Annotated in this window: 18 protein-coding genes; 9 read left to right on the top strand and 9 right to left on the bottom strand. The window is 68.8% G+C overall.

The window, feature by feature from the left end; translation table 11 throughout:
* Positions 1-103 precede the first annotated feature (103 nt).
* From J7D54_RS13940 to J7D54_RS13930, 3 genes are all read right to left on the bottom strand, one after another.
* Complete coding sequence (locus tag J7D54_RS13940) at positions 104-1,180, bottom strand: NADH:flavin oxidoreductase (protein ID WP_182763128.1); 1,077 nt, start codon at positions 1,178-1,180, stop codon at positions 104-106.
* A gap of 314 nt (positions 1,181-1,494) precedes the next feature.
* Positions 1,495-2,325 carry a class I SAM-dependent methyltransferase gene (locus J7D54_RS13935; protein WP_182763129.1) on the bottom strand — a complete coding sequence of 277 codons (831 nt, stop codon included), beginning with the start codon at positions 2,323-2,325 and terminating at the stop codon, positions 1,495-1,497.
* 65 nt (positions 2,326-2,390) lie between these two features.
* Complete coding sequence (locus J7D54_RS13930; protein WP_182763130.1) at positions 2,391-3,359, bottom strand: aldo/keto reductase; 969 nt, start codon at positions 3,357-3,359, stop codon at positions 2,391-2,393.
* A 483-nt stretch (positions 3,360-3,842) separates the two neighbouring features.
* Between J7D54_RS13930 and J7D54_RS13925 the strand changes: the two genes are divergently transcribed.
* Together J7D54_RS13925 and J7D54_RS13920 are read left to right on the top strand one after the other, a co-directional pair.
* A complete protein-coding gene (locus tag J7D54_RS13925) occupies positions 3,843-5,651 on the top strand; it encodes a glycoside hydrolase family 15 protein (RefSeq protein ID WP_182763131.1) in 1,809 nt (602 codons plus the stop codon).
* A gap of 112 nt (positions 5,652-5,763) precedes the next feature.
* Positions 5,764-6,510 carry a ZIP family metal transporter gene (locus J7D54_RS13920; protein ID WP_182763364.1) on the top strand — a complete coding sequence of 249 codons (747 nt, stop codon included), beginning with the start codon at positions 5,764-5,766 and terminating at the stop codon, positions 6,508-6,510.
* A gap of 162 nt (positions 6,511-6,672) precedes the next feature.
* On the opposite strand, the gene J7D54_RS13915 is transcribed toward J7D54_RS13920, so the two are convergent.
* The 4 genes from J7D54_RS13915 to J7D54_RS13900 are packed head-to-tail and all read right to left on the bottom strand — an operon-like array spanning position 6,673 to position 10,335.
* Positions 6,673-7,362 (bottom strand): response regulator transcription factor, encoded by a 690-nt coding sequence (locus J7D54_RS13915; protein WP_182763132.1) that lies wholly within the window; start codon positions 7,360-7,362, stop codon positions 6,673-6,675.
* A complete protein-coding gene (locus tag J7D54_RS13910; protein WP_182763133.1) occupies positions 7,359-8,570 on the bottom strand; it encodes a sensor histidine kinase in 1,212 nt (403 codons plus the stop codon). Before J7D54_RS13910 ends, J7D54_RS13915 begins: the two co-directional genes overlap by 4 nt.
* A complete protein-coding gene (locus tag J7D54_RS13905) occupies positions 8,567-9,409 on the bottom strand; it encodes an ABC transporter permease (protein ID WP_182763134.1) in 843 nt (280 codons plus the stop codon). Before J7D54_RS13905 ends, J7D54_RS13910 begins: the two co-directional genes overlap by 4 nt.
* Positions 9,406-10,335, bottom strand: a complete 930-nt coding sequence (locus J7D54_RS13900) for an ATP-binding cassette domain-containing protein (RefSeq protein WP_182763135.1) — start codon at positions 10,333-10,335, stop codon at positions 9,406-9,408. The genes J7D54_RS13905 and J7D54_RS13900 overlap by 4 nt, the downstream gene beginning before the upstream one ends.
* A 276-nt stretch (positions 10,336-10,611) precedes the next feature.
* On the opposite strand from J7D54_RS13900, the gene J7D54_RS13895 reads away from it, so the two are divergent.
* Positions 10,612-11,289 carry a hemolysin III family protein gene (locus J7D54_RS13895; protein ID WP_182763136.1) on the top strand — a complete coding sequence of 226 codons (678 nt, stop codon included), beginning with the start codon at positions 10,612-10,614 and terminating at the stop codon, positions 11,287-11,289.
* 160 nt (positions 11,290-11,449) lie between these two features.
* On the opposite strand, the gene J7D54_RS13890 is transcribed toward J7D54_RS13895, so the two are convergent.
* Complete coding sequence (locus J7D54_RS13890) at positions 11,450-12,262, bottom strand: sugar phosphate nucleotidyltransferase (RefSeq protein WP_182763137.1); 813 nt, start codon at positions 12,260-12,262, stop codon at positions 11,450-11,452.
* 102 nt (positions 12,263-12,364) lie between these two features.
* On the opposite strand from J7D54_RS13890, the gene J7D54_RS13885 reads away from it, so the two are divergent.
* From J7D54_RS13885 to J7D54_RS13860, 6 genes are all read left to right on the top strand, one after another.
* The gene (locus J7D54_RS13885; protein ID WP_182763138.1) at positions 12,365-13,297 is read left to right on the top strand and encodes an AEC family transporter; all 933 of its coding nucleotides are present in this window, start codon (positions 12,365-12,367) and stop codon (positions 13,295-13,297) included.
* A gap of 84 nt (positions 13,298-13,381) precedes the next feature.
* Positions 13,382-14,401, top strand: a complete 1,020-nt coding sequence (locus tag J7D54_RS13880) for a serine hydrolase (RefSeq protein WP_182763139.1) — start codon at positions 13,382-13,384, stop codon at positions 14,399-14,401.
* Between the two features lie 71 nt (positions 14,402-14,472).
* Positions 14,473-15,693, top strand: a complete 1,221-nt coding sequence (gene trpB, locus J7D54_RS13875) for a tryptophan synthase subunit beta (protein WP_209455157.1) — start codon at positions 14,473-14,475, stop codon at positions 15,691-15,693.
* Between the two features lie 590 nt (positions 15,694-16,283).
* Complete coding sequence (locus tag J7D54_RS13870) at positions 16,284-16,688, top strand: hypothetical protein (protein WP_182763140.1); 405 nt, start codon at positions 16,284-16,286, stop codon at positions 16,686-16,688.
* Positions 16,685-18,925, top strand: a complete 2,241-nt coding sequence (locus J7D54_RS13865) for an MMPL family transporter (protein WP_182763141.1) — start codon at positions 16,685-16,687, stop codon at positions 18,923-18,925. The genes J7D54_RS13870 and J7D54_RS13865 overlap by 4 nt, the downstream gene beginning before the upstream one ends.
* On the top strand, positions 18,912-19,718 hold the full coding sequence (locus tag J7D54_RS13860) for an LmeA family phospholipid-binding protein (protein ID WP_209455156.1): 807 nt from the start codon (positions 18,912-18,914) through the stop codon (positions 19,716-19,718). The genes J7D54_RS13865 and J7D54_RS13860 overlap by 14 nt, the downstream gene beginning before the upstream one ends.
* A 99-nt stretch (positions 19,719-19,817) precedes the next feature.
* Here J7D54_RS13860 and J7D54_RS13855 read toward each other — a convergent pair whose 3' ends face one another.
* The gene (locus tag J7D54_RS13855; protein WP_182763142.1) at positions 19,818-20,351 is read right to left on the bottom strand and encodes a 4'-phosphopantetheinyl transferase superfamily protein; all 534 of its coding nucleotides are present in this window, start codon (positions 20,349-20,351) and stop codon (positions 19,818-19,820) included.
* Between the last annotated feature and the right edge of the window lie 46 nt (positions 20,352-20,397).

Here is a 20,397-nt window from a genome sequence, read left to right as displayed (position 1 = left end):
GAGGCCTCACCTTCGATGGTAACCCGTGCGGCGTGACGGCCGGGTTGACGGGGTGAGGTTCAACGCCTCAGCTCGGCCGGGGTGGCCTCCGCCATGCCCTGATTCAACCCGCCACCAGGTGCGGCCACCCGCTCGAGAAGTAGTCGACGAACGCCTCGCCCACGCAGTTGTCGCGGAGGACGTCCTTCGTCACCGGGAAGGCGGGCCCAGGGTAGTTGGGGTCCGCCAGGATCCGCTCCGCGATCCGCTGGTCGGCGACAGCCGCCCGGCCGATGGTGACGAAATCGGCGCCCGTGGCCAGCGCCGCCACGGCGGCCGGTCCGCTGCCCACTTTGCCGGCGACCCCCAAGCGGGTGGAGCCGCGGGGGAGATCGATGAAGTGGCTGAGCAAGGGTGCGGCCCCCGGCTCGGCGTCCTCGGGGAGCTTCGTGACGTCCCACAGGGACAGTTCCAGGTGGTCCAGGTTGCCCTCGGACATGAGTTGGGCGCTGAGCTCCGCCATCTCGTCGGTGTCGAGACCTAGTCGTTCGGTGGAGATCCGCAGCCCTAAGTGGAAGTCTGACGACGTGGCCGCCCGGATCGCGGCGATGGCCTCGCGGATGATGCGCGCCTTTCCCTCCAGGTCACCGCCATAACCGTCGTCGCGGACGTTGCGTGAACTCAGGAACTCGCAGAGCAGGTACCCATGGGCGCCGTGGAGCTGCACCCCGTGGAAGCCGGCGCGTTCGGCGCGGACGGCGGCGGCGGCGAAGTCGTCGACGGCTCGTCGCACCTCGTCGGTGGTCAGTGCACGCGCGCCGTGGTCGGCGTCTGCGTAGGGTCCGACGCGCTCCTCGCCTGAGACGGACGGGTTGGCCTGTGTACCGCCGTGATGGAGCTGGACAATCGCGGCGGTCCCCGCATCGCGGAGGCCATCAGCCAGCCGGGTGAGGCCGGGGAGGTGCGCGTCGTCGCTGATCCCCAACTGCCCCTGCCACGCCTTCCCGGCGAGCGCGACGTAGGCCGCGGCGGTCATCGTCATGCCGAAGCCGTGTCTCCCGCGCGCGAGCAGCCACCGGATCTCGTCGTCCGAGAGGGTGCCGTCGGGATGGGACTGCTTGTTCGTCAAGGGGGCCAGCGCGAGCCGGTTGCGCCAAGCGGGCCCGTGTGGAAAGACGAGGGGATCGGAGAGCTCTGTCACGCACACGAGGGTACTTCGTCTGGGCCGGCGCCTTCCCCTACGGGCAAAGCGAGAGATCGGTGGCGCTGGTGGCCGAGAGGTCGCAACGCAGTACAGGGCCGGAGCCGATGTCGATCAGCTACTGCTGCGGCAGTCGACGGTCATCCCGTCAGCGCCGGATGCGGCGCGCCAGGGCGCTGAAGGGGGCGCCCTCGCGTCATCGAGTGCGGACCTGCGGTGGTGTTCATGCGCTCGCGGAGGAGTGCGAGACAACTGGGAGAGGGACTAGACGATGTTCGCGGCGGGGTGGTGGATCGTCGTTGTGAATCCGGTTTTCATGCAGTGCCTCCATCCGATGCCTGGGCGCGAGCGACAAGCACGTGGGTGCGCATCGGGTACGCCAGCACACCGTCGATCACGTAAGGCTGCAACGCCTCGCGCACGTCCCGCACGAAGCGCTCCCGCGCGTCTGCCGACAGCTTCGCTACCGCAAGCCGCGTGGACGGCGAGCCACGCGTCATGCCTTCCAGAAACGATTGTAGGGAACCGAACTGCGAGACGCCCTCCTCGGTTCTGAGCTCGATGCCTGCGAAGCCAGCCTGCGCGGCCGTCGCGCGAATCTCTTCCGTATTCGAGAACGAGCAGGCGCGCTTTGCCGGTGCCGCATCGACCCCGAGCCGTTCGAGCCCCTGCACGACCACGTGATGTCCCTTGTTAGATTCCAGTGGTCCCCAGAAGCTCGCAACGAGCCTTCCCGAAGGCTTCAGCACGCGGCGTATCTCCGCAAAACCTTTCAGCCGGTCCGGAAAGAACTGCAGCCCCTGCAGACACAGCGCGAGATCGAACACGTCGCTTTCAAGCGGCATCTCCAGCGCGCTCGCACAATGCCACTCCATCGGCGTCTCACCGCCGCGTGAAAGCTGCCGCGCGAGCTCGATCACGCCGGGATCGATGTCAACGCCAACGGCCCTGCCCGTCGGCCCGATGTGTGCCGCCGCGAGCCTTGCGCCGATGCCAGTGCCGCATGCGACATCCAGCACATGCTCGCCGGCCTTCGGTGCAGCGAGCCCCACCTGGAGCTCCGTCCAGTGCCGAAACATGCCCGGCACCATGTGCTGCTCGTAGGCTTCCGCCACTGTCGTATCGATTGATTTCTCTGACGCCACTTTCGCGATCCTATTTCTTCCGCACAGCGCGGGTGGACTTAGGTGCTGAGATGGTCTGGGCGTGCTCACCACCAGTAGTTGTCCTGGGGGCGGTATGGGTCTTCGAGGGCGTTGACCTCGTCCGTGGTGAGGTTCACGTCGAGGGCAGCGACTGCGTCTGTCAGGTGGTGCGGTTTGGTGGCCCCGACGATGGGGCAGGCAACCACAGGCTTGGACAGCACCCAGGCCAGCGCGACCTGGGCCATGGGCACGCCACGGCCGCGCGCGACGCTCTCGATGGCGTCCACCACGGCCACGTCCGTGTCCCGGTCGAATGCGGAAGCGACAGTGTCGGAGGCTGACCGGGCGGTCTGTTCCCCCCAGGGACGTGCGGCGCGTCCCTTTGCCAGCGGCGAGTAGGGGGTGAGTCCCACCCCTTGGTCGAGGCACATGGGGATCATGTCCCGTTCTTCTTCGCGCTTGAGGAGGTTGTACTGGTCCTCCATCGCGGCGAACGCGGTCCCGCCATGGCGGCGGGCTGCCTCCTGGAGTTTGGCGAACTGCCAGGCCCACATCGAGGAGGCGCCGAGGTAGCGGACCTTGCCCGCTCTCACGACGTCGTGCAGTGCTTCCATCGTCTCGTCGACGGGCACCTCGTCGTCGAACCGGTGGATGTAGTAGACGTCGATGTAGTCGGTGTCGAGCCTGCGCAGGGAGGCGTCGACCTGTTCGAGGATTGCTGCGCGGGACAGGCCGCTGCCGCCGGGTCCGTCGTGCATCTTGCCCCACACCTTGGTGGCCAGCACGATGTCCTCGCGTCGGGAGTATCTCTTGATGGCTCGGCCGACGAACTGCTCGGAGGTGCCCCCTTGGTAGACGTTGGCCGTGTCCCAGAACGTGACCCCGAGCTCGACCGCCTGCCTGAAGAACGGCGCAGCGGCGTCCTCATCCAGCGTCCACTGATGCATCCCTGCCCCGGCTTGGCCGTAGCTCATGCAGCCGAGCCCTACCCTGCTCACCGGCAACCCGGTGCGACCCAAACGCGTGTAGTCCATAGCGTCCGCCTCCTCGCTGCCAAACCTAGTGGCTCGTCACTGGCCAGCCCTCGACCGTGAGCCGCCCGACGGCGACCCCCAGGTCAAGGCTGGATCAGGCGCTCCAGCGCGAGGATGACACCGGCATCCCTGGGGAGGCAAGCCCTTGTGGCGCTCGGTTGGGGCTGGGACACTGAGCCCAAGCGACCGTGGGTTGTGCGGCGCTGACACTGACCAGCGTGAGCGGCCGGGGCCTCGGTACGGCGGGCGGGGAAGTCATCGTGACGGTGAAGGACGATCTGGTTGGGCGGGCGCAGCGGTGAAGGCCGCATCCAGCCTCGGGCTGCCCGTTGGCCTCTGCGGTGGGACAGACCGGGAGTCCTCGCGCCGTGCAGACCGTACTTCCGTCATGCTGGTCCTTACCTGCATCGAGTGCTCACCGGCGTGCCCATCGCCCGCACCGCGGATCCTGTCGGATGCCGGGCGCGTCCATGGGGCTAGACGATGACGGCCCAGCGCATTGAAGATTACGGGGTCATCGGCGACCTCCATACCATGGCGCTAGTGGGCCGTAACGGGTCGATCGACTGGCTCTGCATGCCGCGGTTCGATTCGCCGGCGTGCTTCGCTCGGTTGCTGGGAGACGAGGAGGCCGGCTTCTGGCAGATCGCGCCTGCGGGTGGCGGGTCGTGCCTCCGGCGGCGTTACCGGGGTGACACCCTGGTGTTGGAGACGGAGTGGGACACCCCCGAGGGGACGGTCCGGGTGGTGGACGCGATGCCTTTGCGTGACCGGGTCACGGACGTGGTCCGCGTGGTGGAGGGAGTCCGGGGAAGGGTGTCGATGCGCATGGACCTCCGGCTGCGGTTCGACTATGGCCATATCGTCCCGTGGGTGAGCCGCCACGGTCACCTGCTCTCGGCCATCGCCGGCCCGGACGCGGTGTGGCTGGACACCCCCGTTCCAGTGCATGGGGAGCACCTGTCCACGGTCGCCGAGTTCGAGGTAGCCGCCGGCGACCGAGTGCCCTTCGTGCTGACCTACCATCCGTCCCACCAGAATCGCCCCGCCCGCCTCGACGCTCTGCGCGGGATCCAGGACACCGAGCGGTTCTGGACGGACTGGGCGGCCCAGAGCAACTACGAGGGGCGGTGGTCGGAGGCGGTCACCCGGTCCCTGGTGCTGCTCAAGGCCCTGACCTACGCCCCGACCGGTGGGATCGTGGCGGCGGCGACGACGTCGTTGCCCGAGCAGATCGGTGGGGTGCGGAATTGGGACTACCGATACTGCTGGTTGCGGGACGCGACCTTCACCCTCCAGGCCCTGTTGGGCACTGGATATGTCAAGGAGGCCGGGGCCTGGCGTGACTGGCTGCTACGGGCGGTCGCCGGGGACCCCGCGGATCTGCAGATCATGTATGGAATCGATGGCACCCGTCGGTTGACTGAGTTCCGGTTGGACTGGCTGGCCGGCTACGAGGGGTCGGCGCCGGTGAGGATCGGCAATGCCGCTGTGAAGCAGTTCCAGCTCGACGTGTGGGGGGAGGTTCTCGACGGGTTGCACGTGGCCCGAATGGCCGGACTGACGGGTGTCGAGCAAGCGTGGGAGCTGCAGCGGGCGTTGCTGGACTATCTCGAGGGCCACTGGCAGAAGCCGGACGACTCCCTGTGGGAGATGCGCGGCGGACGTCGGCACTTCGTCCACTCCAAGGTCATGGCCTGGGCAGGCCTGGACCGGGCTGTCCAGGCGGTGGAACGCTTCGGAATGGAGGGTCCAGTGGACCGGTGGCGGGTGGTGCGTCAGCAGATCCACTCGGAGGTCTGCGCCAAGGGATTCGACGGCCGGCGAGGAACCTTCACCCAGTTCTACGGCTCGGCCGGATTGGATGCAGCCCTGCTGCTCATCCCGCAGGTCGGGTTCCTGCCCTGGGACGACCCCCGGATTGTCGGCACCGTCGAGGCGGTCCAGCGTGAGTTGGACGAGGGCGGGTTCCTGCTGCGCTACCGACCCGAGCCCGACGGTGGGGTGGACGGACTGGCAGGGCGCGAAGGAGTGTTCCTGGCCTGCAGCTTCTGGCTGGCCGATGCTCTGCACGGGATCGGCCGCATCGACCAGGCCCGTACCCTGTTCGAGCGTCTGCTGGGCCTACGCAACGACCTGGGAATCCTCGCCGAGGAATACGACCCTGCCACCGGACGCCACCTCGGCAACACCCCACAGGCCTTCAGCCATGTGGGTCTGGTGAACACCGCCAGGCACCTGTCCAATAGCCATCCGGCCACCGACACCCCCAGTTCACGACAGGACCCGTGATGCTTGCCCTGACCATCCGCCGGGTCGCCCTGCGCCGGGCCGCAGAAGCATTCGAGGCCCAGCAGGACGACATCAAGGCCGTCATCGATCTGCAGGCGCCCGCGTGACCGGGATGCTGGCCGCAGCGGGATGGGGACTCTTCGCCGGGGCCGCCCTGGTCATCGGTGCCGCAGTCGCCTGGTTCATCCCTGTGCCGCCCAAGGTCGTCGGCTCGGTCATGGCCTTCGGCTCGGGAGTGCTCATCTCCGCAGTGGCCTTCGAACTGTTCGACGAAGCTGCCCGCACCGGCGGACTGGGTCCCGCCGTGTTCGGCTTCGGCGTCGGGGCTGCTGTCTACATGCTCGCCAACCTGGCCTTGGCCCGCTTCGGGGCCCGTCACCGGAAACGCTCCCAGCACCAACAACCAACCCGGGAACAGCAATCGGGCAGCGGACTGGCCATCGCCCTCGGCGCACTGCTCGACGGGATCCCGGAATCCCTGGTGCTGGGCATCAGCCTGCTCGGGGGCGGCGGAGTCAGCACCGCTGTGGTGGCAGCCGTCTTCATCTCCAACCTCCCCGAAGGGCTCTCCAGCGCCGCCGGAATGAAGAACGCGGGCCGGGGGGCCCGGTATGTCTTCGGTGTGTGGGGGGCCATCGCGATCGTCAGCGCCGCCTCCGCCGCCGTCGGCTACCTCCTACTGGGGTCTGCTCCCGTGCAAGTCATCGCCGCGATCACCGCCATCGCAGGCGGGGCGATCCTGACCATGATCGCCGACACGATGATCCCTGAAGCCTTCGAGATCACCCATGCCTGGACCGGCCTGATCACCTCCGCCGGGTTCCTGCTGGCGGCAGCCATCAGTTGGTTCGGCGGCTGAACTTCACAAAGCCGGGCAGGGCCCACTTCATCCAGGATCTCGACGCACGGGCATCACAGAAATGATCATGTGATCTCCAACGGGCGCGGCGTCCCGGGCGACCGCATGACCGTGTCGAAGCGGGGTGCCGTCCACGACCCCCGGGCGATGCGGGCAGCGGCCTCAGCCCCCGACGTTGACGACGCCCAACTCGTAGGCGCGGATCACGGCTTGGACGCGGTTGGCCAGCTCCAACTTGGCCAGGATGCGGCCGAAGTGTGCCTTGACGGTGGACTCACTGAGATACAGGCTGTGCGCGATGTCCGCGTTGGTGAGGCCCTGCCCCACAAGGATGAACACCTCGCGCTCGCGGTCGGTCAGCACAGCGAGTTCCTGCTCGGCCGCGCTTCGGTCAGCGCCGGACAGGTGCGGCACCGCGACCTCGATCAGCTTCGCGGTGATCCGCGGAGAGACCACCGCGTCGCCGGCCACGACCGTACGCACCGCCGCTACGAGTTCGGCCGGCCGGGTGTTTTTCAGCAGGAACCCGGCGGCACCGGCCTGCAGCGCGCCGAAGGCGAAGTCGTCGCGGTCATAGGTTGTCAGCACCAGCACACGGGTGCTTGGGAGTGTCGCGGTGAGGTACGTGGTGGCCTCGATGCCGCCCATGCCGGGCATGCGGACGTCCATGAGCACCACGTCGGGGGAGAGCCGCCGGGCCGTGCGCAGAGCCTCCTCGCCGTCGGAGGCTTCGCCGACGACCTCGATGTCGGGTTGCGCCTCGAGCACGAGCCTCAGTCCGTACCGGACCAGTTCCTGATCGTCGACCAGCAGAACACGGATGGTCGCCGCTGTCGCGGAGCCCTCGGTCATCGTTCCTCCATCGGCAATCGAACGTCTACCCGCCAGCCCCCACCGGCGCGGGGACCCGCGTTCACGCGACCATCGTAGAAGGCGGCCCGCTCCCGAATACCCAACAGCCCGCGCCCCGGTTCCGTGTCTGCCTGGACGGGGGCCGATGTGTCTTCGATCAGGACCGTCACCTCGTCATCGTCGTGCACCACCCGCACCAGTACGTCGCGTACCTCGCGTGCATGTCGGAGCACGTTGGTGAGCGACTCCTGCGCGACCCGGTAGACGGTGAGGCCGACGACGGCCCCCGCGTCAGGGTCTCCCTGAAGGTCCAGGCGGACCGGAAGGCCGGCGGCCCTGAACTCGTCCACCAGGGCGGGCAGGTGCTCAACGCTCAGCGAGGACGGTAGCGTCGCCTGGGGTGAGCCGTCGCCATCACGCACCGCCCCCAGCAGCCGACGGACCTCCCCGAGGGTGCGCCGTCCGGTCTCGGCGACCCGCCCGATCGCGCGGAGCGACTCCTCTGGCCGCGACGAGGCCGCGGCGTGGGCGCCGTCGGCCAGCGCAATCATCACGGACAGACTGTGGGCGATGACGTCGTGCATCTCCCGCGCGATGCGCTCGCGCTCCTGAGCCCGCGCAATGCTGGCCTGCTGGTCGCGTTCCCGCCTCATCTGCTCCGCGTGCTCCACGAGGGCAGCGATGTGGCGACGTCGATGGCCGACGTTGATGCCGATGAGGACGGTGATCAGGGCGGCTGCGACGAAGACGGTAGTTGCGCTGAGCCAGTCCGTGGGCCAATCCTGCAGGTCGACGCGTGGGGCCAGGCCCAGTAGAGGGGGGCCGAACCGCACCCGGAACGACAGGATGAGCGCGCCCAGCGCGCCGGCCGTCGCCGCGAGACCGAATGCTCCCCACGCCCGTCGACTGGTCCGCGTGGCGCCGATCTCGTACAGGGCGGGCAGGACCAGCACGGCCTCGGCGCCACTGCCCCAGCCCGCCGTCAGTGGCAGGGCGGCCAGCGTCGCCGCGAAGGCGACCGCAGGACGGCGACGCCGGGTCAGGACGGTCGCGATGCCACCCGCGCCGAGGAGCAGGACCGGCGCCAGCGGCGTCTTCAACGGCGACTCGAGAGACAGGTACGCGAGGAAGAGGGCGAGCACGGCGTAACCGGTCAGTATGGCCAGATCGCTGCAGTCAGGCCGGTAGCGCTCGGCTCGGTTATTCATGCGTCGCGCCTCTGCAGGGCAACCGCCCCCCCGGCCAGGGCCAGAGCCGCCCAGGCTGCCACCAGTAGCCAGCCGGCTGCAGTACTGATGTGGCCACCCCAGACGTCGAGGAAGGGGCCTCCCGGGGTGCCGACCCGCGCCATCGCGTCGCCGGCATTGCCGAGCAGTGCCACGCGTGCAACACGGGAAAACAGGTTGAACGGCAGCGCGGAGGCCAGGATCGGCCCCAGCAGGGTGGCCGTGAACACGACGACGGCACCGATCGTCGTGGACCGCACGAGCATTCCGATGCCCACACCGAACACCGCGCAGAGCCCGAGGTACACCGCGGACCCCAGCAGCGCGAGGAGGACGCCGGGCGCGGTCAGAGGGGCATGGAGTCCGTGCTCCGCATACAGGGGGTAGGTCGCCAGCCAGGCCCCGAAGACGGTCGTCAGGGCGGTTCCGGTCACCGCGAAGAACGCGACGATCGCCTTGGCCCACAACACCCGCACCCTCGTGGGCACGGCCATGAGCGTGGTCTGGATCGACCCGGATGAATATTCGGCGCCCACGGACGAGACCCCGGCGATGCCTGCGATGATCTGGCCGAGAATGACCATCGGGAGGGTGACGTCACCGATGGTGCGTTCGACCGACGCCACCGACGGCACCCCGGAAGACTCGAGGGTGAGGCCGAGGAAGAGGCTGCCTCCCAGCCCCACGGCCAGGATGCCGCCGAGGGCGAGGAACGTCGACGGCAGGCTCAGCAACTTGATCCACTCCGAGCGCAGAGCGTCGCGGAAGGCTGGGCGGCGGACAGCGGGATCGGCGCGTCGGGTCGTCGGCGCGGTGGTCATGATCGGGCTCCTTCTCCTGCGGCGGAGACCGCACGGTACTCGGCGGCCTCCGCCGTGAGGGTCAAGTATGCGTCCTCGAGGGAGCCTTCGGTGGAGGTGAGTTCGTGAAGGACCACCCCCGCGGACGAGGCGGCCTCGGCCACCTCTTCGGCGGTCAGCCCCGAGATCTCGACGGCACCGTCTGAAGTGGGCGTGACGGTCACGGCCTGGGCCGCGACGGCGGCGCTCAACCGCTCTACGTCGCGTGTGCGGGCCCTGACGACTGTGCGGGTTGCACCGGAGATGACCTCGCGTATCGGGGCGTCGGCCAAGATCTTGCCGCGGCCGATCACGATGAGGTGATCGGCGGTCTGCGTCATCTCTCCCATCAGATGAGAGGAGAGCAGCACCGTTCGGCCCTCGGCTGCCAAACGACGCAGGAGCGCCCGGATCCAGAGGATTCCCTCAGGGTCGAGGCCGTTGACAGGCTCGTCAAGGATGACGGTCCCAGGGTCGCCGAGCAGCGCCGCAGCGATACCCAGACGCTGGCCCATGCCCAGCGAGAAACTCCCCACGCGCTTGTCGGCCACCGATTCCAGACCGGCGAGTTCGATGACCTCCCGGACCCGGTGTTTCCCGATGCGGTGGGTGGCGGCGAGACCTAGCAGGTGCTTGTAGGCGGTGCGGCTGGGGTGCGCCGCCCGGGCGTCCAGGAGCGCGCCCACCTCGTGGAGCGGTGACTGCAGGTTCCGGTAGGCAGTTTCGTTGATCGTGGCCGTTCCCCCGGACGGTCGGTCGAGCCCCACGATCATCCTCATCGTCGTCGACTTCCCTGCACCGTTTGGGCCCAGGAAGCCGGTCACCCGGCCCGGCCGGACGGTGAAGTCGATCCGGTCGACCGCCACCTTCTGGCCGTACCGTTTGGTCAGGTTGTGCACTTCAATCATGTAGCGCCTTTCGTTCATTTCCGACGCTACGTGACGACCCCCGACGGGCTCGTTGTCCTGCAGTCCCCTCATCCTGAGGGGGGCAGTACCCAGGTCCACATCCTGGATCCGTTTCAGGCGCTCGCCCAAGAGCCGCCGCGACAGCAGCACCCCGACCCCGCCCTGTGTCACGTCGCTGTGGCGTGAGCCAATTTCCGGCTCAGGCTAACGGCCGAAGGTAAACTCCCATCCGAGACGGACCTGCCGCAGGCATGGCCGCGCGTCGGAAGGCGGCTTGTGGACAGCATCAGCAGAAGCCGGGACGGCAGCGCCCATGTGACTGACGAGCGGTTCAACACCCTCTCGCACCTCGTGGCCCTCTGCTTCTCAGTGATGGGAACGGTGCTGCTCGTCTCCCAGGCCGTCGCTCAGGCTGAACCTTGGAAGATCGTCGGTTTCAGCATCTACGGCCTGTCCCTCATGACGCTTTTCGCGGCGAGCACACTCCACCACGGGATTGATCGTGGGCCCCGGATGAATGAGGCGTTGCGGACGCTCGACTACGCATCCGTCTTCGTCCTCATAGCTGGCACGGTCACCCCCTTGGTGTTGGTGCTCGCGCGCAACGCGTTCGGGTGGGCGGTGTTCGGCGCGGTGTGGGGCGTCGCGATCATGGGCGTCGTCCTTCGTTCCGTCTGGCGCCGGCTTCCGAAGTACATCACCAACACCCTCTACATCACGCTGGGCTGGATGACCGTCGCGCTGCTGGGAGCTGACGTCTCGCTCCCGCCGCTGGCACTCTTCCTCCTAGCGGCGGGCGGGCTTGTGTACAGCGCGGGCTTCGTGATCTACGTGATCGAACGGCCCAATCCCTGGCCCGGCCGGTTCGGCTTCCATGAGATCTGGCACGTGCTCGTAGGCTTAGCGGCGCTCCTGCATTTCCTCTTGATGTACGTCTTCGTCCTCCCTGCCTGATCCGAAGGAGTGACGGCGTCGAGCGGCCACGCACCTGCGAGCGACGATGGCACCGTGCGCGTCGACCACCGGCCCTGGTAGCCGGACGAGTTGCGACACCAGGATGTCGCTCAACTCATCGTGTCTGGCGCCCGGACCAAGAGCGCAGAAGCGCTCAGCCCTAGCCGATGCTCCCGCGGCTCTCGCGCGGCGGTTGCGCCGCTGGGCTCCCCGGCCGGCAGTCCACCGTGAGCCCACCGTCGGCGCGGACGGCCTGCCGCAGTACCTCGTCGGCCCCCACCGTGCAAGCCGGCCAGACGACGCTGTCGATCAGCGTGCCCTCAACGACGGCCCCGTCGCCCACCACGCTGCGGCCGCCGTTGGCCAACAGGTTCGCCCGGAGGTAGTCGGCCGGCGTGCCGCAGTCGACGACGTCGCCGCGCACGCGCACGAACTCGAGTTCGCCGCGCTCGAACGCTGGCCCCCACACAAGCGGGTACAGGGCCGCGAAGCGATCCGGCAGGGCCGCCACGTAACGGTGGGGCAGCAGGCTGACTCCGACGAAGCGCCACGGCCCGAAGTCCGCCGGGCCGTCGCCGGCCTCCGCCACCAGGAGCCTCGGGTACTCGCCCGACCAGTCGGCAACGAGCTCGGACAGGTCGTCGGTCAGCCAGCTGTCGGAGTTGTGCAGCAGCACGTCTGCGTCCCCGATCCAGCCGGCTAGGTGGCCCAGCGCGCCGGCGCTGCCGAGCAACTCCGCCTCGTGCGACACGGTGACCCCCGTGCCGTGCAGGTGGGAGTCGATCTGGCCGGCGAGGTGGTAGGCGTTGACGGCCGTCCGGGAGACATGGGGGCGCACCCGGTCGAGCGCCCAGTCGAGCAGGGGCCGGTTCCCCACCGGGCACAGCGGCTTGGGCCGCAGGTCGGTGAGCGGCCGGAGCCGGCGCCCCTCGCCGGCGGCCAGCACCACACCCAGCAGTTCACGCTTCGTCACGCCGGCCATTCTGCCCGCCGCCGAGACGAGCCGCCAGGATGGGGAAGGGTAAGGTCCACACGAGCCGGGCAGTCGCGGTTTGCGGGGGACGAAGGGAGGAGCATGGCGGAGGTGCTGGCGGTTGTCGTGCCGCTGTACGTGCTGATCCTGCTGGGGCTGCTGGCCAGCAGGGCCAAGGCGTTCGGGAAGGCCGACGTCGGCCTGAACTCCTTCGTGTACTGGTTCGCGCTGCCGGCGTTCCTGTTCGACGCGATCGTGAAGGCCCCGTCGGGCGCAGGGCTTCCCGTTTCCCTGTTCCTGGTGGCGTTCGTCGTCACCCTCGGCTTCTCGGCCCTGGTCTACCTCGCCTCGCGTTTGGCCGGGCTCCGGCCGATCGCGGGCAGGCTGTCGCTGGCGGCGGGCTACGGCAACGTGGGCTACTTCGCCTTCCCACTCATTCTGAGCGTCCTCGGGCCGCGGGCCGCGCTGCCGATGGCGTTGACCTCCATGGTCCACAACCTGATCTTCATGGTGGGTTACCCGGCGTTGGCGACGGCGGGGAAACCCCAGCCGGGGCGGCTGCGGCGGGCGCTGCTGAAGGCGGGCCCGCTCAACCCCGCGGTCATCTCCGTGGTGGCCGCGCTCATCGTGCGCGGCCTCGGGCTGGAACTGCCCGAGATGGTGGCCGTCCCGGTCACGCTGCTGGCGCAGGCCGTGATCCCGGTCGCACTCTTCGCCATCGGCCTGTCGCTCGGCCCGGCCGTCAAGCAGGTGTGGACCCGTGGTTCGTCCCTGGTGGCGATCGTGTCGGTTGCCATGGCGAAGCTCCTGGTCCTGCCGCTCCTGACGTGGGCGGCGGCCAAGCTGTTCGTTCCAGACCCCACGGGCCTGCTCACCGCGGTCTTGGTGCTGCTCGCCGCCATGCCCACCGGCGCGACCACGTTCACCCTGTCGCAGGAGTTCGACGGCGACGGGCACCTGGTCGCCGCCGTCGTGGCGGTCTCGACGCTCTTGGCGCTCGTGACCGTCTCGGCCTTCAGCGTCCTGGTGGTGTAGAGCCGGAGACCCCCGGCTCCGGTGTCCTAACGCAGCTGTGACCCCGAGGGTTCCACCGAGGGTCCGACTCTGAAAGGATCAAGCATGGTGATTGATCCCACCGCATTCGACGCCGCCGTCACCCGCCAGTCGTTCACCGGCGTCGTGACGGTCGACGTCGGCGACCAACGGGTCTTCGAGCGCTGCGAGGGTTTCCTCAACCGGGCTCTCGACGTGCCGATGACACCCCGAGCGCGGATCGCCATCGCCAGCGGGAGCAAGAGCTTCACTGCTCTGGCGGTGATGCGGCTCGTCGAAGACGGCGCCGTGCAGCTGGGGCAGCCGGTGCGCGGCCTCCTCGGGGACGACCTCCCGCTCATCGACGACGCGGTCACGGTGGAGCACCTGCTGACGCACACGTCGGGCATCGGCGACTACCTGGACGAGGACACCGACTGGGAGGTTGCAGACTTCGTGCTGACGGTCCCCGTGCACCGGCTGATCACCGCGGAGGCGTTCCTCCCCATGCTCGACGGGCATCCACAGAAGTTCGCACCGGGCGAGCGATTCGCCTACTGCAACGGTGGGTACATGGTGCTGGCCGTGCTGCTGGAGCGGGTGACGGGGGAGACCTACCACGACGTCGTGAGGCGGCTCGTGTTCGAGCCGGGGGGCATGGCAGCCACCGACTTCCTTCCGCTCAACGAGCTGCCGTCGGACGCCGCGGCCGGCTATGTGGCCAACGAGGGCCACCTCATGAACACGCTTCACCTGCCGATCCTCGGCAACGGCGACGGCGGTGCGTTCACCACGGCCGACGACCTGCATAGGTTCTGGCGCGCGCTGATCGACGGCAGGATCGTGCGGCGGGACACCGTCGACGAGATGCTGCGTCCCCGCCACGACGTGCCGGAGGAAGAGATGCGCTACGGCATGGGCTTCTGGCTGCACCGGTCTCACCCGGTGCCCATCCTCGAGGGCTATGACGCCGGCGCCTCCTTCCGGTCGACGCACATCATCGCGAGCCAGACAACCGTCAGCATTCTGGGCAACAGCTCCGAAGGTGGGTGGCCGGTGATCAGGGTCATGAACGCCGCGATCGAAGCAGCAGGCCTGACCTCGTGAGCCGCCCGGCACGCCCCTTCACTGGCGTGCCGGGCGGTTCTCGTTGGGAGCACGGCACTAAGGTCGACCGTGTGAGTAGCTCAGATGGATTCTTTGGTCAGTACGGTGGACGGTTCGTGCCACCCCAGCTCGAAACCCCCCTCGCCGAGGTGGCCGAGGCGTACCAGGAGGCCGTCAAGGACCCGGCCTTCCTCGCCGAGTACGAGGCCCTATTGACGGACTACGTCGGCCGGCCGTCCCCGTTGTTCAAGGCGCAGCGCCTCAGCGAGGAACTGGGTGGGGCCACCATCTACCTCAAGCGCGAGGACCTCAACCACACCGGCGCCCACAAGATCAACCATTGCCTCGGCGAGGCGCTCCTCGCCAAGCGGATGGGCAAGAAGAAGCTCCTCGCCGAAACGGGCGCAGGCCAGCATGGGGTTGCCCTGGCGACCGCCGCGGCGCTGGTCGGGCTTGAGTGTGAGATCCACATGGGGTCCATCGACATCGCCAAGCAGCACCCCAACGTCGTGCGGATGGAGCTGCTCGGCGCCAAGGTGGTTCCCGTCACCAGCGGCGGGGCGTGCCTGAAGGACGCCGTCGACTCGGCCTTCGGGGTCTTCGCCGCGGACTACCACGACACCTTCTTCGCCATCGGATCCGTCGTGGGCCCCCACCCGTACCCGACCATGGTGCGCGACTTCCAGTCGATCGTCGGGCGCGAGGCCCGGGAGCAGATCCTGGCGAAGGAGGCCCGCCTGCCCGACGCCGTGATCGCGTGCGTGGGCGGCGGGTCCAATGCCATCGGGATCTTCAGCGGCTTCCTCGACGACACGGACGTGCGCATCTACGGCGTCGAGCCCGCGGGCCGCGATCTGGGTACGGTGGGAGAGCACGCCGCCACCATGACCCTGGGGTCAGACGGCATGCTGCACGGCATGAAGACCGTGATCCTGCAGGATGAGGCCGGCGAACCGACGGCGGTGCACTCGATCGCCTCCGGCCTCGACTACCCGGGCGTCGGACCGGAGCACGCCCACCTCCGGCAGACCGGCCGAGTCGACTACGTGCATGCCTCCGACGACGAGACGTTGGAGGCCTTCAAGCTCCTGTGCCGCACGGAGGGCATCATCCCCGCGCTGGAGTCGAGCCACGCGCTCGCGCACGCCATCCGCATCGCCCCGTCGATGGGTGCCGACCAGATCATCCTGGTCAACCTGTCCGGGCGTGGCGACAAGGACATCGACTACGTCGCCGAGAGACTGGCGGAGCGCGCGAACGACGCTGGACTGGAGTCCACACTAGAAGCCTGAGCGGAGCGCGGGGGAACCGGGGGCCGGCGACGATGCGGGTCTGGCTCCCGGTGGTCCCAGCTTCGGCGTCCGAGTGCACGCCACGGCGGTTATTAGGCTGACCCTGCGCCCCCCGCGAACCGCCCGCTCGTCCTCGCCGTCGACTCCTCCACGACCGCGACCAAGGCCCTGGTGGTCGACGACTCGGGCCACGTCGTCAGCCAGGGCGTGCTCGGGCAGCTTGCGCAGTCCCGTGACGATGGCGTCCGCGGTGAGTTCGAAGCCCAGCTCGCGGGCTGCGTTCTATGCCAAATGGCTGCCGATGCTTGTCGTCGGTGCGGGCACCGTTTCCGGCTCCTTCCGTGAGCACGGGCCGTTGGCCGAACACCTGCGCCCCCGCGCCCTGGACCCATCCTGGTGTATTCCTTGGGGGTCGTTTCGCGTCGTGATCCTTCGCGAAAGCGCGATGCACTTCGCGTTTGACCCGTACCATCGCAGTACTGCTGTTCCCCATGGGGCCGATGACGATCACACCACCAGGAGGATCGATGACAGTTGGCGAGCACCGGAGCGCGTCGCGCCGAAGTGGCAATCCATTGAGCGGTTGGGTGATGCTCCTGATCGGACTCCTGGCAGGGATCGCGCTGGCCGCAGCCGCCGGCGTCGTCCTCCTGGGGATCGGTTGGGCCACCCCACTGGAGGCACAGTCCGTGATCAGCGCAAGCCCCACCCCGTCGGCGTCTCCCACCGCGGATGCCTCCACTGGGTCGGGCGACGTCTCTGAGGCGTGCGTGCGGGCGGCCGAGTACAACGTCGAGGTCGACAAGGCCGTCGAGGATCTCGCCAAGGGCGCCGAATCACAGGACGCACGCGCCCTGCAGGAGGCCCTCGACCGCCTCCAGGATGCTCGCGAGGTGGCCGACGGGGCGTCAGAGGAATGCCTTGAGCAGGCCGGGAAGTCGCCGCAGGCCAGCGAGTCCGGCTCTCCGTCGCCTACCCCCAGCGAGACCCCATGACCCACGCACCTGCGCCGCTCGAGGGGGAGCCCCGGCGCGGCTTCATGGCCACTGTCTGGTACGGCTACGCCCGGGCGATCGTCGCCCTGCGCTGGGTGATCGTCATCGGCTGGGTGGCGGCGGCTGTCGCGGCGACACTGCTCCTTCCCCCGATGCAGGGCACCGCCAACGACATCGAGGCGCTCGGCGCCGACGACGACAGCTTCGCGGCCGAGCAGCGGTCCATGGAACTGTTCGAGTTCCCCCTCCTGAGCCGGGCGGCGATCGTGCAGCGCAACCCGGAGGGCCTGCCCCCAGTGGTCCAGGCCGAGGCCGTCATGCGCGGCATCGCCATCAACCAAGGCAAGTACGACACCCCGCTGCTGGGCGCGATCCCGGTCCCCAATGCCGAGGGAGCCTTCCCCGGTGCCGCCGAGAAGAACACGACCGTCCTCACCTACGTGTTCGCCGACCCCACGCTGAACTTCTTCGAGCAGACCCGAATCGTTGAGGACTTCGCGGCGGAGCAGCTGACGGACCCATCCGACGGGTACGTGGGCGTCACCGGTTCCATCCCGGCGCGCGCGGCCCAGGGCCTCGTCCTGAACTCCTACGTCCACATCGTCGAGGCGGTGACCGTCCTCGCGGTGTTGACGATCGTGGCGCTGACGTTCGGCTCGCTGGCAGCGCCCGCCCTGACGCTCGTCTCGGTGGGGGCTGCGGTGTTCGTCACACTCGGCGTCTCGGGCTGGGCCGCGACCATCATGGATGTGTCGATCCCGGCAGACCTGCGGCCGCTGATCGTCGCGCTGCTCCTCGGCATCGTCACCGACTACTGCATCTTCTACCTCTCCGGCCTACGCAGCAGACTGCGGGAGGGCCACGGCCGCCTTGAGGCGGCCCGCCTGGCCACCGCTTCCGTCACGCCCATCGTCGCTGTGGCCGGCATCACTGTCGCGGCGGGAACAGCCTCGCTCCTCGTCGCCCAGTCCCCCCTCTTCCGGGGGTTCGGGCCCGCGCTCGCGCTCACCGTCCTGACCGGGCTCGTGGTGGCCGTCACCCTCGTGCCCGCCCTGCTGGCCATCCTCGGTCGAGGCGCGTTCTGGCCCCGAACCCTGGCAGCCACACCCACGAAGATGCGTGAGAGGCCTTCCCTCCTCACCAGGGCCGTGGCGAACCGTGGCTCCGCCCTGGTCCTGGTGCTGGTGTGTGTGGCCGGTCTGGGCGTCGCCGCCTACCAGGCGCGCAACCTCGACCTCGGCCTCGGATTCGTCCAATCCCTGCCGGAGACCACCAGCGCGCAGCAGGCAGCAGACGCGGCGGGCAAGGGATTCGCTCCGGGCATCGTGTCCCCGACCGAGATCGTGGTCGAGTCACCGGGGGTGGGGGAGAAGCCCGATGAGGTGGCCCAGTTCGGTGAGGCCCTCAAGACCCAACCAGGAGTGGCCGGCGTGATCGGCCCCGGCGACCTCCCGGCCGCGGACGACGTCGGCGCCTTCACCGCGAAGTCGGGTGACGCCGTGCGCTTCCTGGTCATCCTCGACAGCACGCCACTGGAGGCGACGGCGATCGACACGCTGGGGCGCGTGGAAGCCGCCCTTCCACAGCTCGCCGCTGGTGCGGGGCTGGGCGAGGTCACCACGCACGTCGGCGGCGACACCGCGTTGGCTTCAGGAGTCATCGCGGACACCACCAACGACCTCTTCCGGATCGCCATCGTCGCGATCGCCGTCAACCTGCTCCTGCTGGTCATCTTCCTGCGTGCCCTGATCGCCCCGCTGTACCTCCTCGCCTCCAGCGTCCTGGCGCTCGGGGCGACGCTGGGTCTGTCGGTGCTGTTCTTCCAGGACTTCCTCGGGCACGACGACCTCACGTTCTACGTCCCCTTCGCCGCGTCGGTGCTCCTGCTGTCGCTGGGGTCTGACTACAACATTTTCGCGGTCGGCCACATCTGGCAGGAGGCACGCAACCGGTCGATGAGGGACGCCCTCCTCGTCGCCACCCCGGAGTCGACCCGCGCGATCACCTCCGCGGGCCTGGCGCTGGCCGCCAGCTTCGGGCTCCTGGCGCTCGTCCCGCTGGGCCCGTTCCACGAGCTGGGCTTCCTGCTGGGGGTGGGAATCCTGATCGACGTGTTCATCGTCCGGGCGCTGCTCGTCCCGTCGCTGATCACGCTGGTGGGGACCTTCAGCAGTTGGCCGTCGGACATCCTGCGCGAGAGGCGCCCGCGCGTCAGGAAAGCACGTGCAGTTTCCTGACGGGCCGCCACAGTCGCACGGCAGCCACGCCTACTCGCCCGGCGCTGGTGCGGATGAGCCGTTCGGGGCAGGGAGCCACCTGGTTCCCGCACCGCGGCGACGGCTCCGATCACGCGTGCTCGACTGGGTCATCGGCGCCCTCGCCATGCTCGGCATCGTGCTGCTCGCACTCGTGTTGTTCTGGTTGTCGGTGACGCAACCGGTCGACCCCACCGGCGCCCCGCCGAGCGACGACACGTCGACGGCGGCCGGACCAGTACCCGAGGCCACCCCGCCCGCGGACCTCGAGGAGAACGAGGTGTGGCTCGGTGACATCTCCCTGAACGCCGGTTCGGTCTTCGCCGCGGGCACACCGCTCCAGGACGTCGTCGGCACCGGCACCGACGTCATCTCCGGGCCGGACGGGCTCGTCGCGCGGCACCTCGACCTGACGGCAACGGTCCCGTTCCATGTCGTGGCCGCGCAGATCAACCCGAACACCACGCTGAGCGCAGCCGGTGGGGGTGAGGCGCGCGTCGACACCATGATGGAAGCCCTAGGGCGAAGCCTCCCCGTCGGGGCCACCGGCACCGTGGAGGTCGTTGGCGGCAAGCTCGTGATGGTGCCGACCTCCATCGACGTCGGCGCACCACGCTTCGTCTCCGACCTGTTGGGAGACGTGGTGCGGGAGTTGATCACGTTCGAGTACGCCATCGAGGGCCTGCCCGACGGGGTGGTCCTGCGGAGCGTGCAGGTGGTCGACGGCGGCTTCCGCGCCAACCTCACCGGGGACAACGTCCGGCTCGTCCAGTGAGCCGGCCGCCGTGTTCCGTGAGCAATTGGATGGGGTCACGGGTTGAATAACGACGTTTGTCGGCGTGTCGTCACCGTGACCCCATCCAATTGCTCACGACTACCCCGGACTCGGCCCCCTGAAGGTGACACGAGCGTCGTCCGCCGCGACCGTCAGGGCGGCCGTGTATCCGGTCAGTGGGGGATCGAGCTGGAGCACGCTGCCGGCGCCTTCGGGGAGGCCCGCCTTGAACCGCGCCTCAGCCACCACCCAGTCCCACGTCCTCCCGGCAGCCGATGCGCGCTGCACGTCGACGCCGACAGCCGCCTGGTAGCTGGCGGCGACCGCGACGAGGAGCCCAGAGTGGCTGACCGAGACGTAGGGGCCCAGGCCGTCGGACGGTCTCGGCCGGCCGTGGGGACCGCCGCACGTCTCGCACGTCCTGTCGAGCTCGACGGCGGCTCCCTGCGGTAGGCCGCGCGCGGTCCGCAGCGCTTCCTGAAGCAGCAACGCGCCCAGCAGGCGGCGCCCGCGATCCGCCGACGCGTCGAGCTCCTCCAACCGTGCCCGCTCCGCCGCCGGCAACTCTGCCGCGCGTTCCACGTCGGCGGAGCGCAGATCTGCCCACCACACGTCGACCGCCACCGTGATCAATTTAGTTACCCTTAGGTTGTATAAATCTATTTTGTGAGGTTACCCT

This window comes from Tessaracoccus sp. MC1865 (assembly GCF_017815535.1).
Lineage (GTDB): Bacteria > Actinomycetota > Actinomycetes > Propionibacteriales > Propionibacteriaceae > Arachnia.
The sequence above is the reverse complement of the archived record's forward strand: the minus strand, read 5'-3'. Positions and strand labels throughout refer to the sequence as shown.